This is a genomic window from Pseudomonas sp. BMW13 (genome assembly GCF_013357275.1).
In the GTDB taxonomy this organism is placed as follows: Bacteria; Pseudomonadota; Gammaproteobacteria; order Pseudomonadales; family Pseudomonadaceae; genus Aquipseudomonas; species Aquipseudomonas khazarica.
This window is the reverse complement of sequence record NZ_SUKD01000036.1, coordinates 195,477-210,013: the sequence shown is the minus strand read 5'-3', so window position 1 is coordinate 210,013 and position 14,537 is coordinate 195,477. Positions and strand designations below refer to the sequence as shown.

The window sequence follows — 14,537 nt, the reverse complement described above, 5'->3', positions numbered from 1 at the left end:
CGGCGGACAATATTTTCTATGGGGTTGCCGGCTACCCCTATAACTTTCCCCGCAAGATGGAGGATACGGAATGTCCCAAACCTTGAGCCCACCACCTGCCAGTGTGTTGATTGCACGTCCTTTCGAACGTACGGGTTTGCCAATCGATTCATCAGAGGTCGCTAGAAATATCCGTAGCCAGAATCGTGATGAGAAGAAGGCCTGGGGTAAGACAGTTGACGCTGCAGCTAAACAAGGGGACGAAGCCCCCGAACCTTGCTGCAAGGCTCTACATATCAGCCTTTGCTTCGATGGCACCAATAATCACGAGCCTTCGGACTCGATTGCCGACCCGATATGCACGAGCAATGTGGCGCGTTTGTACCACGCGAGTATCGAGAAAACGGAAAAAGGATTTTTTCGATACTACAGCCCAGGCGTGGGCACTGTTTTCGAGGAAATCAAAGAGTATCTGCCCAGCCAGGCTGGCCTGATCGGAGCGAGTGGTGGTGAAGACCGAATCAATTGGGGGCTTACTCGCTTAATCGCAGCATTGAAGGAAACCCTCAAGGAGGCAGGCCAGGAGCCGCTTTCTATTGCTCAGACCCAAGCCCTGGTTGAAGCCATGGGCACTAACTGGGCCGCCTCCGTGCTCAGTGGTGGGCTACTGGAAAATGGAGCCCGCAAGCGCCAGGCTGCGATACAGCCCTATGAGGACGAGCTGGCCAGCTTGCTGGAGCAACGCAGCAGCGCAGGCGATAAACCGGAAATCCTGGCCTTGCGCCTGTATGTCTATGGCTTTTCCCGAGGTGCAGCCCAGGCCCGAACCTTCGCCAACTGGTTGATGGAGCTGACGCGCCGGCAAAACGGCGAGGCCAGCGAATACCGCTTCGCCGGGCTACCCATTTCCATCGAGTTCCTCGGCCTGTTCGATACCGTGGCCGCCGTGGGGCTGGCTGATAGCGCGCCTTTCGCCGCCGGTCATATGGACTGGGCCAGTGGCACCATGCGTTTGCCGGACGAAAGCCAGGTGCAAGCCTGCATGCCAACTGGGCTGCCTGAAGATTGCCATTTTCTCAAACGCTGCGTGCACCTGGTTTCCGCCCATGAGCAGCGTGCTAGCTTCCCGCTGGACTCCATTCGTCGTCGAGAAAAGAACGCCGACGGAAAGCGTGATGAAACAAAGGCGTCCGCCTATCGCAAGGACTCCTGGGAATACGTCTATCCGGGTATGCACTCCGATGTGGGCGGCGGCTATCCCCCTGGCGATCAGGGCAAGGCCCGTGGTGGACAAGGAGAACTGCTGTCGCAGATACCTCTGCACCATATGTATCGCTCAGCCTTTGCGGCAGGCGCACCATTGCAAGTACCTGCGGACATTTCTGAAGTGGTAGAAGATTGGCGGAAGATGGATGGTAAGACACGGGACGAATTCGACTTCACCCCACAACTTGTCTCCCGCTTCAACGCCTGGCAGAAACAGGCCAAGGCCGGATCACTTGAGAATGTGATCAAGCGAGAACAAGCCCTGATCACGGCCTGGCGTATCGACCGCTATGCCGGTGGTATCGACAAGCAGGGCTTTTACAGCCATGTGAAGGGTCGGGACATGACCGAGGAGCAGCAGGACGCTCTGAAACGCCTGCATGCCCAGAAGCTGGCGGAAAATTCCGCAGCGGCTCAAGGCAAGGAACCGCCGGTGCTCAGTGCGAAAGAGCAGCAGCAGCGCGAGGCCGATCTCGAGTTGGTTGGGGGCTCCGAGGCTTATGCGCGCATCAATACCAACAAGGCATTCGAGCCAGCGTTGGATGACCGGCAACTGCGCCGTGCCGCCGCCGAGTTCAAGCGTGACTACGATCGTAGCTGGGGTGTCGACGAAGACACCTTCAGCGTCGGTGGCATCATCAACATGCTGCTGGGTGGCACTGTCTACCTGATCAACGAAGAAGATGAAGCTCAGGAATACGCCGAGCTTTATCAGAACGGCACGCAGCGCCATGGTGAGCTATTCACCAAGTCGGGCGTCATCGTAAGTGGGGAGCAAGATCTGGTCGCGCTTTTCGACGAGCAGGTACACGACTCACGTGCCTGGTTCATGAACTCTTCTGGTTTTGGCGAACGCGAGCCTTTTACCGACTACTTCCGCTACCGCCTGGTGCATTTCGACAATGAATCGAACAAAAGCCTGTCGGTATTGGCGACTGCCGGTCGTGTGGTCGGTGTGGGTATCGCCTTGGCCAGCGTCGGGCTCTCGATCAAGAAACGCAATCCGCGTTACTTGCTCGGCCTTTTCCTGCCCTCGCTGGCTACGCCCGTACTGACGGGCAGGCCAGGCCTGCCGGCTTTCCCGGAAATCAGCGCATTTGATCCTTTAACCGGTATCGCATTGCCGATGATGCAGGGTGTGGAAGCCGTACGGGCCTTTACTCAAAAGCCTGGTGACGTTGTTGCTATGCTCAACGCTATGCCTTTGCCCGTACCGCTTACCGAGCAAACCGCTACTACGCCAGAGCTGCAAGCCGTCTTCAAAGCCGCTGAGGCGGTGAAGACGGTCAAGGCTGCCAATGATTCTGGTGATATGAGTGGTCTACTGGGACAAGCGATGGATATGGTGGGCAAGAGCGATCCTAAGCCAGGGCTGCAATCTCCCGGTTGGCTGGATCAGGCCAAAGGCATGGCCAAGGATCTCACTGGCTAGGCGTCACGGGCAGCGGCGCATTTCTGCGCTGCTGCCCCTTCCGGTTTACGGCTCTACCGCCTCCAGCGCACTCTTCAGAGCCCCCGCCTCCTTAAACACCTTCTGCTCCACCAACTTCCCATCCTCCAACTGCAACCACAGCACCTCGCCCTCGCCGGCCGGGTAGCGTGGCGCGATGCGGGCGTTGCGGTCGAGAAGGATGCGGTAGTTGTAGTCGCGCATCTTCGGTACGGCGAACAGCGTGGCGATCACGCCCGGCATGCGGCTGATGTCGGCGAGGAAGACCGCCTGGCGCTGTTCCAGGTAGCCCTTGGGCTGGCCTTCCAGCGCGGCGTTGACCAGCTTGGCGCCGTCCATGTCGCGGGCGACCAGGAGGATGTGGGTCTCGTCGTTCAGGGTGTAGGGCGCGTCGAACTGATCCAGCAGCGTCCACGGCGCCAGGCGCTCGCCAGGTTCCATGGCCAGGGCAACGCTGGACAGCAGGCACAGCAACAGCAGGGTGGCGGCTTTCATGCTTGGGCTCCGGGCCGGGGTTGGTCGTCTGTCAGAGGTCTTCGTCGGTCACCAGGCGTACTTCGCCGGCATCCATGGCGTAGGCGGCGTCGGCCAGCTCATTGCTGATCGTTTCTACCTTGAGTTCGCCGCTGACCCACAAGGGCGCGTAGATGTTCTCGAGCGGAATGCCCTTGGGATAGCGCACCAGCACCAGCTGGTTGGGCGGTGGCGGTGGTACGTGGATGCAGGCGCCGGGGTAGGGAACCAGGAAGAACAGGGTGCTGTTGCCTTTCTCGTCGCTTTCCAGCGGTACCGGATAGCCGCCCAGGCGGATGGCCTTGCCGTCGAGTGCGGCGACGGTCTTGGCCGAATACATCACGGCAGGCAGGTCCTTGTCTTGCTGGCGCAGGCCGTCCGTACCGTAGAAGGCGCTGTCGCCTTCAGGGCTGTCATGGCTGATCTCGGGCATGTCTTCGAGGGCCTGGCGGTCTTCGGCGGGCATCAGGTCGAGCCAGTCGGTTTCCGGCAGTTCGGCATGAGCCAGGCTGGAGAGGAGCAGCAGGGAGAGGAGCAGGTGGCGCATGGCAGGGGTATCTCGTGGCGGCGAAGGCGGTGGAGCCGGCAGGGACCGAGTGAGTCCCCCGGCTCCGCCAGGCGGCTACTCAGCCCTTCTTGATAGCGCCGTAGATTACCAGCAGAACGATGGCGCCGATCACCGCACCGATGAAACCGGCCGCCTGGCCGGCCTGGTAGATGCCCAGTGCCTGGCCGCCGTAGGTGGCGGCGATGGAGCCGCCGATGCCCAGCAGGATGGTCATGATCCAGCCCATGCTGTCATCGCCGGGTTTGAGAAAGCGTGCAACCAGCCCGACGATCAGGCCGATGAAGATGGTGCCGATAATGCCCATTGGCGGGTCTCCTTGAGTCAGTGTCTGTATCGGACAGCCCGGCAGGGCAATCAGTTCGCCTCATCGGGTGGCGCAACGCCATAGCGGCGGTAGATCAGTGCAATCTCGCCGTCCGCGCGCATGCGCTCCAGTTCGGCGGCAAGGCGGTCATAGAGTGCGTGTCGGTCGCCCTGATAGCGTGCCAGCGATGCGCCGAAGTGGTTGTCCAGGGTCTGCTGATGGGCGTAGTGCGCGTAGCTGTAGTCGCGAAAGTTCATGGCCTGGAGCTGCGTTTCCATCGGAATCGCGTCGAGCACGGCGATGGCGTCGAGGCGGCCGGCGCGGAACATGGCGACCAGTTGTACATCGTCGCTGGCGTAGACGCGATCGAGCTGACCGTCGCTGTCGAAGGGCTCGAAGTAGGCGGTGCCGCGCTTGACCCCGACGGACAGTCGATGGAGGTCTTCGTAACGGTTCAGCTCGCCTTCCCTGCCGGGATGCACGATGAAGCGCACGTTGAGCTGCTGGCTGCCGATGCTCGGAAGGAAATGGATGTACTCGCTGCGTGGTTCGGTCATCAGCACGCGTGGTACCAGGTCGATACGCCCCGAGCGCAGATCTTCGAGGCTGCGCAGGAAGGGCGCCAGGCGCCAGTGCACGTCCACGCCGATGCGCTCGGCCGCGGTCTCCAGCACGCTGATCAGCGGGCCGCTGGGCATGCCATCGACTGCGCGCATCTCCGGTGGGCGTTCGCGGAAGTCGACGCGCAATGCGTCCTCAGCCCCGGCACAGGTCAGGGCGAACAACAGAGGCAGCAGGGAAAAGAGGTACTTCATGGGAGGCTCTTGAACGACCACCGTCGTTCAAGAGCTTAGCTGCGAAATGCTCGCTCAGCGCTTGGCGATCAGCGCTTCAACGTCCGCGATGCGCGCCTCCAGCGTGGCGCGATCGGCGCTGCGCAGGGTGGCGTGGCCGACCTTGCGCCCGGCTTTGAAGGCCTTGCCGTAGTGGTGCAGGTGGCAGTCGGCGATGGCGATGGTCTTGTCCACCGGCGGTACTTCGCCAATGAAGTTGAGCATGGCACTCTCGCCCAGCTTGGCAGTGGAGCCCAGCGGCAGGCCGGCGACGGCGCGCAGGTGGTTCTCGAACTGACTGCACTCGGCACCCTCGATGGTCCAGTGCCCGGAGTTGTGCACGCGCGGGGCGATCTCGTTGGCCTTGAGGCCGCCGTCCACCTCGAAGAATTCGAAGGCCAGCACGCCGACGTAGTCGAGCTTGTCCAGCACGCGGCCGACGTAGTCCTCGGCCAGCTTCTGCAGCGGGTGGTCGGTGCTGGCGATGGACAGGGCGAGAATGCCGCTGTCGTGGGTGTTGTGCACCAGCGGGTAGAAACGGGTCTCGCCATCACGGGCACGCACAGCGATCAGCGAAACTTCGCCGGTGAAGGGCACGAAGCCTTCGAGGATGCACGGCACGCTGCCCAGTTCGGCGAAGGCGCCGGTCACGTCCTCGGGCTGGCGCAGGACTTTCTGGCCCTTGCCGTCGTAGCCCAGGGTGCGGGTCTTCATCACGGCCGGCAGGCCGATGCTGACCACGGCGGCGTCCAGGTCGGCCTGCGACTGGATGTCGGCGAATTCCGGCGTGGCAATGCCGAGGTCCTTGAACATCGACTTCTCGAACCAGCGGTCACGGGCTACGCGCAGGGCTTCTGCGCTCGGGTAGACCGGCACGAACTGCGAGAGGAAAGCCACGGTCTCGGCTGGCACGCTCTCGAACTCGAAGGTGACCAGGTCGACTTCGTCGGCCAGCTGGCGCAGGTGGTCCTGGTCGCCGTAGTCGGCGCGGATGTGCTCGCCGAGTGCCTGGGCGCAGGCGTCCGGCGCCGGGTCGAGGAAGGCGAAGTTCATGCCCAGCGGAGTCCCCGCCAGCGCCATCATGCGGCCCAGCTGGCCGCCACCGATCACACCGATTTTCATAACAAAACCCCTTTTTAGCAGGTGGCGAGACCAAGCAGTTGAACGCTGCCCGCAATGCAGGAAGCGGAGTTTACGCCGGTAAATGAGCATTCCGAGCAGCGGCCGGCGTTCAAATGCGCCGTGTCACAGCCCCTGATGGAATGGGCATCAGGCCTCGCGCGGGTCCGGGTTGCTCAACACGGTCTCGGTCTGCTCCTCGCGGAACTGCTTGAGCGCCGCGTGGAACTGCGGGTGCTGGTGACCGAGGATGCTGGCTGCGAGCAGCGCCGCGTTGACTGCCCCCGCCTTGCCGATGGCCAGGGTGGCGACAGGAATACCGGCCGGCATCTGCACGATCGACAGCAGCGAGTCGACGCCCGAGAGCATGGACGACTGCACCGGTACTCCGAGCACCGGCAGGTGGGTCTTGGCCGCGCACATGCCCGGCAGGTGCGCCGCACCACCGGCACCCGCGATGATCACCTGGATACCGCGTGCTTCGGCTTCCTCGGCGTACTGGAACAGCAGGTCCGGGGTACGGTGGGCGGAGACCACCTTGACCTCGTGGGGAATGCCCAGCTTGTCCAGCATCTCGGCGGTGTGGCTAAGGGTGGACCAATCGGACTTGGAGCCCATGATCACGCCAACCAGTGCGCTCATCGTCGTGCCTCTTCATCTCGGGCGCCTCGCGGCGCGTCAAAGGTGTGCCCCGCAGGGCGCGTCAAAAACCAACAAGCCACGCGGGCAGGCCAGCGTGGCTTGTGAATGTTCGGTTGGCCGGGTGCTGCCGGCCGAAGGCCGCGCAGTATACCGTAAAGCCACGGCGGGCGGGCAGTTGCCATGACCGTTTGTCATGCCAGCCGTGGCGCCTCGGGGAAACCGCCTAAACCTTGCTCTGGAGCAATGCCCGTGGGCGTCAGGCGCGCACACTGGCGAGACACTCGCATGGAAGAGGAACAGCGCATGAACCAGACCATGAAAGCCGCAGTCGTCCACGCCTTCGGCGAACCGCTGCGTATCGAGGAGGTGAAGATCCCGCTGCCCGGCCCCGGGCAGATTCTGGTGAAGATCGAGGCCTCGGGTGTGTGCCACACCGACCTGCACGCCGCCGAAGGCGACTGGCCGGTAAAACCCAGCCTGCCATTCATTCCCGGCCACGAAGGGGTTGGTTACGTGGCGGCGGTGGGCAGTGGCGTGACGCGGGTCAGGGAGGGCGACCGCGTCGGGGTGCCCTGGCTGTACACCGCCTGTGGCTGCTGCGAACACTGCCTGACCGGCTGGGAAACCCTCTGCGAAAGCCAGCAGAACACCGGTTATTCGATCAACGGTGGCTATGCCGAATACGTGCTGGCGGACCCCAACTACGTCGGCATCCTGCCGAAGAATGTCGATTTCCTCGAGATCGCCCCGATCCTCTGCGCCGGTGTGACGGTGTACAAGGGCCTCAAGGAGACCAAGGCACGCCCCGGCCAGTGGGTGGCGATCTCCGGCATCGGTGGCCTCGGCCACGTCGCCGTGCAGTACGCCCGCGCCATGGGCCTGCATGTGATCGCGGTGGATGTCGACGACGCCAAGCTGGAGCTGGCGCGCAAGCTGGGCGCCAGCCTGACCATCAACGCCCGCAAGGAGAACCCGGCCGAGGTGGTGCAGCGCGACATCGGCGGCGCCCATGGCGTGCTGGTCACCGCCGTGTCCAACGCGGCGTTCGGCCAGGCCATCGGCATGGCCCGCCGGCACGGCACGGTAGCGCTGGTCGGCTTGCCACCAGGCGATTTCCCGACGCCGATCTTCGATGTGGTGCTCAAGGCCATCAGCATCACCGGTTCCATCGTCGGTACCCGAGCGGATCTGCAGGAGGCGCTGGACTTCGCTGGCGAGGGTCTGGTCAAGGCCACGGTGCACAGCGACAAACTCGACAACATCAACGGCATCTTCGAACAGATGCGCGGTGGGCAGATCGAGGGGCGGATCGTGTTGCAGTTCTGATTGAGAACCGCTTCGGATAGGCAGATTTCCTACAGGCCGAGCGCGGACGGGCGCACAGATCATCGCCAGTGGCGTGGCTATACTGTGCGCCTGTCATTCCTACAAGGACGTATCGCCATGAAACAGTACGTTTCACTGTTTGCCCTTTCCGTGCTTTCCCTACACGTCTCGGCCGTCGAGCTGGCCAAGCACCCGCAGGTATTCGATGCCGGCCAGGGCGTAAGCCTGGCGCTGGCGCCGTCGGCTGACGGCAAGCAGGCGCTGGTTCAGGTGCGCGGCATCAACCATCCGCTCGATGAAGTGGTGTTCCTCACCGACATCCGTGAACTGGGCAACGAACAGCGCGACTACGGCATCCGCCTCGATGGCCGTGACTACAACCTGCTGAACAAGCGCCGTGCCTGGGGCGGCGAGAGCTACCAGCTCAATCTGCCGAACACCCAGGGCTTCGAACTCAGTTATGACGAGAGCAAGACCAAGTCGCTCAAGACCGGCGACCTGCTCGCGCTCTATCAGAAACAGGAGAAAGACGGCCTGCAGGCGCGCCTCGCGGCGTTCGACCGCAAGCAGCGTGTGGCCGACTACAGCGCGCGCCTGGAGGAGATGGACGGCGAAGCGAGCAAGGCCTGCGCGACCCCGCTGGGCACCAAGGTCAACTGGAGTGCGCTCTCCGACGAGCAACTGATGAGCCTCAGCGTGCCGAGCTTCTGCGGCGAGGTGGTCAGCCAGATGGCCTACCTGTGCGGCAAGGATGATCGCTACAAGGCCGAAGCCAAGACCCTCAAGGGTGTCGACTGCCGTTTCGGCGAGGGGCTGAAACTGCACGAGAAGGACGGACAGCTGCTGTTCACCACCCATCCGCAAGAAGCGAATCAGGGCGACTTCATCAACGCCATCCTGCGTAACCGCTGACCGGCGCGGGCGGGTTTCGGCCCGCCTCGCGGCATGTTTCTTGCGTTCCTTTGCTCGTCTGCGCACACGGAACGCATCATGCTGCACGCTCCTCTGACCACCCTGCACGTCGTTTCCCTGGTTCTGCAACGCTTCGCCGACCAGCCGCAATTGCACCCTCGCTTGCTGGCCGGAAGCGGCATTGGTGCGGCCGATCTGGACAGCCCGGACGCACGCATCAAACGGGTGCAGGAACTGCAGGTGTGCGCCAATGCCCTGACCCTGCGAGCCGACATGGGCCTGGAGTTGGGGCGCAGCCTGCATGTTTCCTCCTATGGGCTGCTCGGTTACGCCGCATTGTCGGCTGCCACCTTTGGTGACGCCTGGCGCCTGCTGTTGCAGTACCCGGCGCTGCTCGGCACCTACTTCCGCCTGGAGTTGCAGGTCGAGGGCGAACTGGCCTGGGTCTGTGCCAGCGGTTATCGCGATGCCGAGGCGCTGGAAGTATTCAACGTGGAGATGTGCCTGGCTTCGCTGAAACTGATCGGTGACGAGCTGCTCGGTCAGCCGCTCGCGCTCGAGGGTGCCGAGTTCACCCATGCACAGCCGGACTACGTGGCGCGCTATGCACTCAGTTTTCCCTGCCCGTTGCGGTTCGATGCGCAACGCAACGCCTTCGCCTTTCCCGCTGCCTTGCTGGAGCGCCGTTTGCCGCTGGCTGACAGCGTCACCCACGGTGACATGGTCGAGCGCTGCCGCCGTCTGAATGCCGAGTTCAGCAGCCGCCAGGCGTGGCTGGAGCGGGTGCGCCAGCTGCTTGCCGCGCAACTGGCCGAGCCACCGGGGCTGGAGAGCCTGGCGCAGCAGATGCATTGCTCGCCGCGCACCCTGCGTCGTCACCTCCAGGAGCTGGGCACCAGCTACCAGGGGTTGCTCGACGAGCTGCGCTTCGAACGGGCCAAGGCCCTGCTCGGCGAAGAACAGTGGCCGGTGTACCGGATTGCCGAGGTGCTCGGTTTCAGCGAGACCGCCAGCTTTCGTCATGCCTTCCAGCGCTGGAGCGGCGTGCCGCCGAGCCGTTTCCGCGCATAGCGCGCCGGGCCACAGGTTGGCTCGATTCCGTAGGAGCGGCTTCAGCCGCGAAAAGCCTCGGCACTGACGTACCTGCCAAGGTATCCCCGTTTGCGCTGCCTGGCCGCCGTAGCGTCCTGCGCGCAGCGCGAGGAACGATCAGTCCCCCGGTGACAGCGAGATTTGGCCATTTCGATCCCCTTTTGGCCATTGTCAGCGTTCTCGATGCGGCGCGAGTGAGCGAACAATGCAGGCACAACAACAGGCCTGGAGCGCTTTGCATGCTCACGTACTACAGTGACGACCACCACCTGCACCACGGCAAGTGCGAGCTGATCGATGGGCAGCTGATGCCCTGCTTCGAGAAGCCGCAGCGTGCCGATCATGTCCTCGCGCGTGTCAGGGACCGCCAGCTCGGTGATGTCCATGCGCCCAGGGATTTCGGCCTGGCGCCGATCGAGCGCATCCACAGCAAGCCCTACCTCGACTTCTTCCAGGGCGCCTGGACGCGCTGGCAGGCACAGGGCGGCAAGGGTGATCTGCTGCCGTTCACCTGGCCGGCCCGCACCCTGCGCGCGATGATGCCCAGTGACCTGCATGGCCAGCTCGGCTACTACAGCTTCGACGGCGGTGCGCCGATCACTGCCGGCACCTGGCAGGCCGCCTACAGCGCCGCCCAGGTGGCCCTCAGCGCCCAGGCCGAGATCGCCGCTGGCGCCCGCGCTGCATTCGCCCTGTGCCGTCCGCCAGGTCATCATGCCGCCGCCGACGTGATGGGGGGCTACTGCTACCTGAACAATGCCGCCATCGCCGCCCAGGCCTTCATCGACCAGGGGCGCAGGAAGGTGGCGATCCTCGATGTCGACTATCACCACGGCAACGGCACGCAGGACATCTTCTATCGCCGCAGCGACGTGCTGTTTACCTCGATCCATGGCGACCCCGCCGAGGAGTTCCCGTTTTTCCTCGGTTACGCCGACGAGCTGGGCGAGGGTGAGGGCGAAGGCTGCAATTTCAACTACCCGCTGGCGATGGGCAGCTCCTGGGAGACCTGGAGCGCGGCGCTGGAGCAGGCGTGCCAGCGCATCGCCGAATACGGCGCCGAGGTGCTGGTGGTATCGCTCGGCGTGGACACCTACATGGAAGACCCGATCTCGCAGTTCAAGCTCGACAGCCCGGACTACCTGAGCATGGGCCGGCGCATCGCCGCGCTCGGCCTGCCGACGCTGTTCATCATGGAAGGCGGCTACGCGGTCGAGGCCATCGGCGTCAACGCGGTCAACGTGCTGGAAGGTTTCGAAGGCGCATAGGGTGGACGAGGCTTTTTCGTCCACCGCCATACGCTCGGTGCACGGATAAAGCGTCGTCCACCTTACCCAAAGACCAATAACGACACTTCAGGGGTGAGAAACGATGAAAGCCATCAAACAGATGCTCGGCGCCGCCCTGTGCGGCGCCACCTTGCTCAGCGGTGCGGTACAGGCCAAGGAGCTGCGCGTGTACAACTGGGCGGACTACATCCTGCCGTCCGTGCCCAAGGACTTCCAGGCGCAGTCGGGTATCCAGCTGACCTGGGACACCTTCGAGACCAACGAGGCGCTGGAAGCCAAGCTGCTCACCGGCAACTCCGGCTATGACCTGGTGATCCCGTCCAACCAGTTCCTCGAAACCCAGATCAAGGCCGGCGTGTTCGCCCCGCTGGACAAGTCCAAGCTGCCCAACTGGAAGAACCTCGACCCGGTGCTGCTCAAGCTGCTGGAGAAGAACGATCCGGGCAACCAGTTCGGCGTGCCCTACATGTACGGCACCGTGCTGATCGGCTACAACCCGGACAAGGTCAAGGCCGCCCTCGGTGAGGATGCACCGGTGAACAGCTGGGATCTGGTGTTCAAGCCCGAGTACATGGAGAAGCTCAAGTCCTGCGGCGTCGCCATGCTCGACTCGCCCAGCGAGATCATCCCCATCGCCCTGCACTACCTGGGCCTGGACCCGAACAGCACCAATCCGGCCGACTATGACAAGGTCACCGAGCTGCTGCTGAAGGTGCGTCCGTACGTGGCCTACTTCCATTCCGCCAAGTACATGACCGACATCGCCAACGGCGACATCTGCGTGGCCATCGGCTACTCCGGCAGCTTCTACCAGTTCGCCAACCGCGCCAAGGAGGCAGGTAACGGCGTGGTCATCAACTGGCGTCTGCCGAAGGAAGGCGCGCCGATCTGGTTCGACACCTGGGCCATTCCCAAGAGCGCGCAGAACAAGGATGAGGCGCTTGCCTTCATCAATCACCTGCTCGATCCACAGGTCATCGCCCCGATCAGCGACTTCCTCGGTTACCCCAACCCCAACGTGCCAGGCATGAAGCTGGTGAGCGAGGAAATCGCCGCCGACCAGGACCTGACACCAACCGCCGAGATGCAGAAGTCGCTGTACGTGGTGCAGCCGCTGCCGCAGAAGATCGAGCGTGTGCGCACCCGCGCCTGGACGTCGATCAAGTCGGGCAAGTGAGTCGCTGAAGGCTCGCGGCTGACGCCACCCCCTGCAGAGCGCACACATTCCGTGCGCTCTGTCGTGCCGGGCGTCAGCGTGGGTGGCTGGCCTGCCCTCGCTGCACCAGCAGCACGCGCGCCATGTAGGCGACCACGAGGAGGTTGAGCACGAACACGGCGGCGCTCAGGGCGCTGCTGTGGGTCAGCATCTCGTAGACCTCGAACGGCAGGTAGATCGCCCCGCTGGCCAAGGCGAACCACTCCGTCCAGAGCAGCCCTTTCCACAGGCCATAGGCTTCGATCAGGCGGATGACGGCGTAGACCAGTGCACCGATGGCCAGCAGTGACAGGTCGACGTCGGGCAGCGACTTCACCGCGTGCAGGAAAATGCCAGGCAGGTGACTGGCAGGATTCAGATGCGCATGGCTGACCAGCGCCTCGGCCACCTGCTGCAGGTTGCGCCCGGCCAGCTCATGCAGGCCAAGCGCGACCACGAGCGAGATGAGGCCTTTGCAGGCTTCCATCGCCGCGATGAGCCGCAGGCCGGGTCTTGTGTGTGCCATCGTCGTCTCTCGCGTGTCAGCTGTGGATAAGGGGACGCTGCAGCAGTCTGCCAGCTTCTGCTTCAGCTATCTTTCCCTGCGCGCCAGGCCGATGTCGCCGTGGCGTTCTGCAGGCACTCAGGAGAGCCAGATGATCAAGGTCAGTGTGATGTATCCCTACAAGCCCGGCGCGCGTTTCGACCACGCCTACTACCGCGACACGCATATGCCGCTGGTGAAAGCCAGGATGGGCGATGCCTGCCTGTTCTACACCGTCGACAAGGGGGTGGCCGGTGGCTCGCCCGATGATCCGCCCGCCTACGTCGGCATGTGTCATGTCTATGCGGACTCCGTCGAAGCCTTTCAAGCCGGCTTTGCGCCGCATGCGCAGGAGATTCTCGCGGACATCGCCAACTACACCGACCTGGTGCCGATCATGCAGATCAGCGAGGTCGTGGTCGGTCAGTCCTGACGTCGGCCAAGGCGCGTTGCTCGGCGTCCTCATGCACGCGCCGGCTCCCCCGTCTCCAGCTTGCGCCAGAGCAAGCGTACCGCCGCCTTGCGCACCAGGGCGCAGCGGTACAGGCGGATTTCCAGGGGGATCTGCCAGTGTTCGCCACCGCAGATGGCCAGCTCGCCACGCGCCAGCTCGGCGGTCACCGACAGGCGTGGCACCCAGGCCACGCCCATGCCCTGCAGGGCCATGCTCTTCAGGCTGTCGGCCATGGCGGTCTCGTACACGGTGGTCGAGCGCAGGGCGCGCTGGCGCAGCAGCAGGTTGACCGAGCGGCCGAGGAAGGCGCCGGCGCTGTAGGCCAGCAGCGGTACGCTCTGCCCGGCGTCGAGGTCGAACAGCGGCGCGCCGGCCTCGTTCACCGCACAGACCGGCAGCATCGAGGTGGCGCCCAGGTGCAGCGAGGGAAAGATCTCCGGGTCCATCTGCAGGGCCGCGTCAGGGTCGTAGTAGGCGAGGATCAGGTCGCAGGCCCCCTCGCGCAGCGAGTGCACCGCTTCACCGACGTTGGTGGCCACCAGCCGGGTGGTCAGCGGCAGCCCTTCACGGCGCAGGCGGGCGATCCATTCGGGGAAGAAACCCAGGGTCAGCGAGTGCGCCGCGGCGATCGACAGTACCTCGCCGCGCTGCCCCTCCAGATTGTGCAGATGGCGCACCACCTCGCCGAGTTGTTCCACCAGGCTGCGCGCGGTGACCAGGAACAGACGGCCCGACTCGGTCAGTTCGATGGGGGTGCAGGAGCGGTCGACCAGGGTCAGTCCGAGCATGGCCTCCAGGCTGCGGATACGCCGGCTGAAGGCCGGCTGCGTGACGAAGCGCTTCTCGGCGGCCTGGGAGAAGCTGCGGGTGGCGGCCAGGACGATGAAGTCCTCCAGCCATTTGGTTTCCAGATTCATCGCGTCTCCGTTGCCGGGCGAGGTTGTGCAGGCGAAGCGTCGTCCACCCTGGCTCATACGTTGCGAATGCAGCGAACGTCACGTCGACATTATGCCGATTGTGCATAGGGCAGCAAGCAACGGCATTGGTCGCA

Annotated in this window: 15 protein-coding genes; 7 read left to right on the top strand and 8 right to left on the bottom strand. The window is 63.7% G+C overall.

Annotation, left to right across the window (positions count from 1 at the left end):
• Nucleotides 1-70: 70 nt before the first annotated feature.
• Entirely contained in the window at nt 71-2,677 is a 2,607-nt protein-coding gene (locus E4487_RS23125; RefSeq protein WP_175254476.1) for a DUF2235 domain-containing protein, read from the top strand.
• Between the two features lie 45 nt (nt 2,678-2,722).
• Here the strand turns inward: E4487_RS23125 and E4487_RS23120 are convergent, their stop codons facing one another.
• From E4487_RS23120 to purE, 6 genes are all read right to left on the bottom strand, one after another.
• Entirely contained in the window at nt 2,723-3,190 is a 468-nt protein-coding gene (locus E4487_RS23120) for an FAD/FMN-containing dehydrogenase (RefSeq protein ID WP_175254475.1), read from the bottom strand.
• A 31-nt stretch (nt 3,191-3,221) separates the two neighbouring features.
• Complete coding sequence (locus E4487_RS23115) at nt 3,222-3,755, bottom strand: DUF3299 domain-containing protein (protein WP_175254474.1); 534 nt, start codon at nt 3,753-3,755, stop codon at nt 3,222-3,224.
• A gap of 79 nt (nt 3,756-3,834) precedes the next feature.
• On the bottom strand, nt 3,835-4,080 hold the full coding sequence (locus E4487_RS23110; protein WP_047590125.1) for a GlsB/YeaQ/YmgE family stress response membrane protein: 246 nt from the start codon (nt 4,078-4,080) through the stop codon (nt 3,835-3,837).
• A 50-nt stretch (nt 4,081-4,130) separates the two neighbouring features.
• On the bottom strand, nt 4,131-4,895 hold the full coding sequence (locus tag E4487_RS23105) for an ABC transporter substrate-binding protein (protein ID WP_175254473.1): 765 nt from the start codon (nt 4,893-4,895) through the stop codon (nt 4,131-4,133).
• Between the two features lie 54 nt (nt 4,896-4,949).
• Nucleotides 4,950-6,035, bottom strand: a complete 1,086-nt coding sequence (locus E4487_RS23100; RefSeq protein WP_175254472.1) for a 5-(carboxyamino)imidazole ribonucleotide synthase — start codon at nt 6,033-6,035, stop codon at nt 4,950-4,952.
• A gap of 147 nt (nt 6,036-6,182) precedes the next feature.
• Nucleotides 6,183-6,674, bottom strand: coding sequence for a 5-(carboxyamino)imidazole ribonucleotide mutase (gene purE / locus E4487_RS23095; protein ID WP_037054038.1), 492 nt, complete (start codon nt 6,672-6,674; stop codon nt 6,183-6,185).
• A 303-nt stretch (nt 6,675-6,977) separates the two neighbouring features.
• On the opposite strand from purE, the gene adhP reads away from it, so the two are divergent.
• The 5 genes from adhP (at nt 6,978) to E4487_RS23070 (ending at nt 12,470) form a co-directional block, all read left to right on the top strand.
• On the top strand, nt 6,978-8,000 hold the full coding sequence (adhP, locus tag E4487_RS23090) for an alcohol dehydrogenase AdhP (protein WP_037054062.1): 1,023 nt from the start codon (nt 6,978-6,980) through the stop codon (nt 7,998-8,000).
• Between the two features lie 117 nt (nt 8,001-8,117).
• Nucleotides 8,118-8,912, top strand: a complete 795-nt coding sequence (locus tag E4487_RS23085; RefSeq protein ID WP_037054036.1) for a hypothetical protein — start codon at nt 8,118-8,120, stop codon at nt 8,910-8,912.
• Between the two features lie 78 nt (nt 8,913-8,990).
• Nucleotides 8,991-9,983 carry an AraC family transcriptional regulator gene (locus tag E4487_RS23080; protein WP_134677546.1) on the top strand — a complete coding sequence of 331 codons (993 nt, stop codon included), beginning with the start codon at nt 8,991-8,993 and terminating at the stop codon, nt 9,981-9,983.
• Nucleotides 9,984-10,243: 260 nt separating this feature from the next.
• A complete protein-coding gene (locus tag E4487_RS23075; protein ID WP_037054032.1) occupies nt 10,244-11,272 on the top strand; it encodes a histone deacetylase family protein in 1,029 nt (342 codons plus the stop codon).
• A gap of 103 nt (nt 11,273-11,375) precedes the next feature.
• A complete protein-coding gene (locus tag E4487_RS23070) occupies nt 11,376-12,470 on the top strand; it encodes a polyamine ABC transporter substrate-binding protein (protein WP_037054030.1) in 1,095 nt (364 codons plus the stop codon).
• A 73-nt stretch (nt 12,471-12,543) separates the two neighbouring features.
• Here E4487_RS23070 and E4487_RS23065 read toward each other — a convergent pair whose 3' ends face one another.
• Nucleotides 12,544-13,014 carry a DUF2127 domain-containing protein gene (locus E4487_RS23065; protein WP_175254471.1) on the bottom strand — a complete coding sequence of 157 codons (471 nt, stop codon included), beginning with the start codon at nt 13,012-13,014 and terminating at the stop codon, nt 12,544-12,546.
• A 130-nt stretch (nt 13,015-13,144) separates the two neighbouring features.
• Between E4487_RS23065 and E4487_RS23060 the strand changes: the two genes are divergently transcribed.
• Nucleotides 13,145-13,465: an EthD family reductase gene (locus tag E4487_RS23060; protein WP_047584351.1), complete on the top strand. Its 321-nt coding sequence runs from the start codon at nt 13,145-13,147 to the stop codon at nt 13,463-13,465.
• A 29-nt stretch (nt 13,466-13,494) separates the two neighbouring features.
• On the opposite strand, the gene E4487_RS23055 is transcribed toward E4487_RS23060, so the two are convergent.
• Entirely contained in the window at nt 13,495-14,403 is a 909-nt protein-coding gene (locus E4487_RS23055; RefSeq protein ID WP_175254470.1) for a LysR substrate-binding domain-containing protein, read from the bottom strand.
• Between the last annotated feature and the right edge of the window lie 134 nt (nt 14,404-14,537).

Bases quoted from the DNA above. Each gene is read 5' to 3' on its own strand.
- E4487_RS23125 (WP_175254476.1), top strand. From the start codon at position 71: ATGTCCCAAACCTTGAGCCCACCACCTGCCAGTGTGTTGATTGCACGT.
- E4487_RS23120 (WP_175254475.1), bottom strand. From the start codon at position 3,190: ATGAAAGCCGCCACCCTGCTGTTGCTGTGCCTGCTGTCCAGCGTTGCC.
- E4487_RS23115 (WP_175254474.1), bottom strand. From the start codon at position 3,755: ATGCGCCACCTGCTCCTCTCCCTGCTGCTCCTCTCCAGCCTGGCTCAT.
- E4487_RS23110 (WP_047590125.1), bottom strand. From the start codon at position 4,080: ATGGGCATTATCGGCACCATCTTCATCGGCCTGATCGTCGGGCTGGTT.
- E4487_RS23105 (WP_175254473.1), bottom strand. From the start codon at position 4,895: ATGAAGTACCTCTTTTCCCTGCTGCCTCTGTTGTTCGCCCTGACCTGT.
- E4487_RS23100 (WP_175254472.1), bottom strand. From the start codon at position 6,035: ATGAAAATCGGTGTGATCGGTGGCGGCCAGCTGGGCCGCATGATGGCG.
- purE (WP_037054038.1), bottom strand. From the start codon at position 6,674: ATGAGCGCACTGGTTGGCGTGATCATGGGCTCCAAGTCCGATTGGTCC.
- adhP (WP_037054062.1), top strand. From the start codon at position 6,978: ATGAACCAGACCATGAAAGCCGCAGTCGTCCACGCCTTCGGCGAACCG.
- E4487_RS23085 (WP_037054036.1), top strand. From the start codon at position 8,118: ATGAAACAGTACGTTTCACTGTTTGCCCTTTCCGTGCTTTCCCTACAC.
- E4487_RS23080 (WP_134677546.1), top strand. From the start codon at position 8,991: ATGCTGCACGCTCCTCTGACCACCCTGCACGTCGTTTCCCTGGTTCTG.
- E4487_RS23075 (WP_037054032.1), top strand. From the start codon at position 10,244: ATGCTCACGTACTACAGTGACGACCACCACCTGCACCACGGCAAGTGC.
- E4487_RS23070 (WP_037054030.1), top strand. From the start codon at position 11,376: ATGAAAGCCATCAAACAGATGCTCGGCGCCGCCCTGTGCGGCGCCACC.
- E4487_RS23065 (WP_175254471.1), bottom strand. From the start codon at position 13,014: ATGGCACACACAAGACCCGGCCTGCGGCTCATCGCGGCGATGGAAGCC.
- E4487_RS23060 (WP_047584351.1), top strand. From the start codon at position 13,145: ATGATCAAGGTCAGTGTGATGTATCCCTACAAGCCCGGCGCGCGTTTC.
- E4487_RS23055 (WP_175254470.1), bottom strand. From the start codon at position 14,403: ATGAATCTGGAAACCAAATGGCTGGAGGACTTCATCGTCCTGGCCGCC.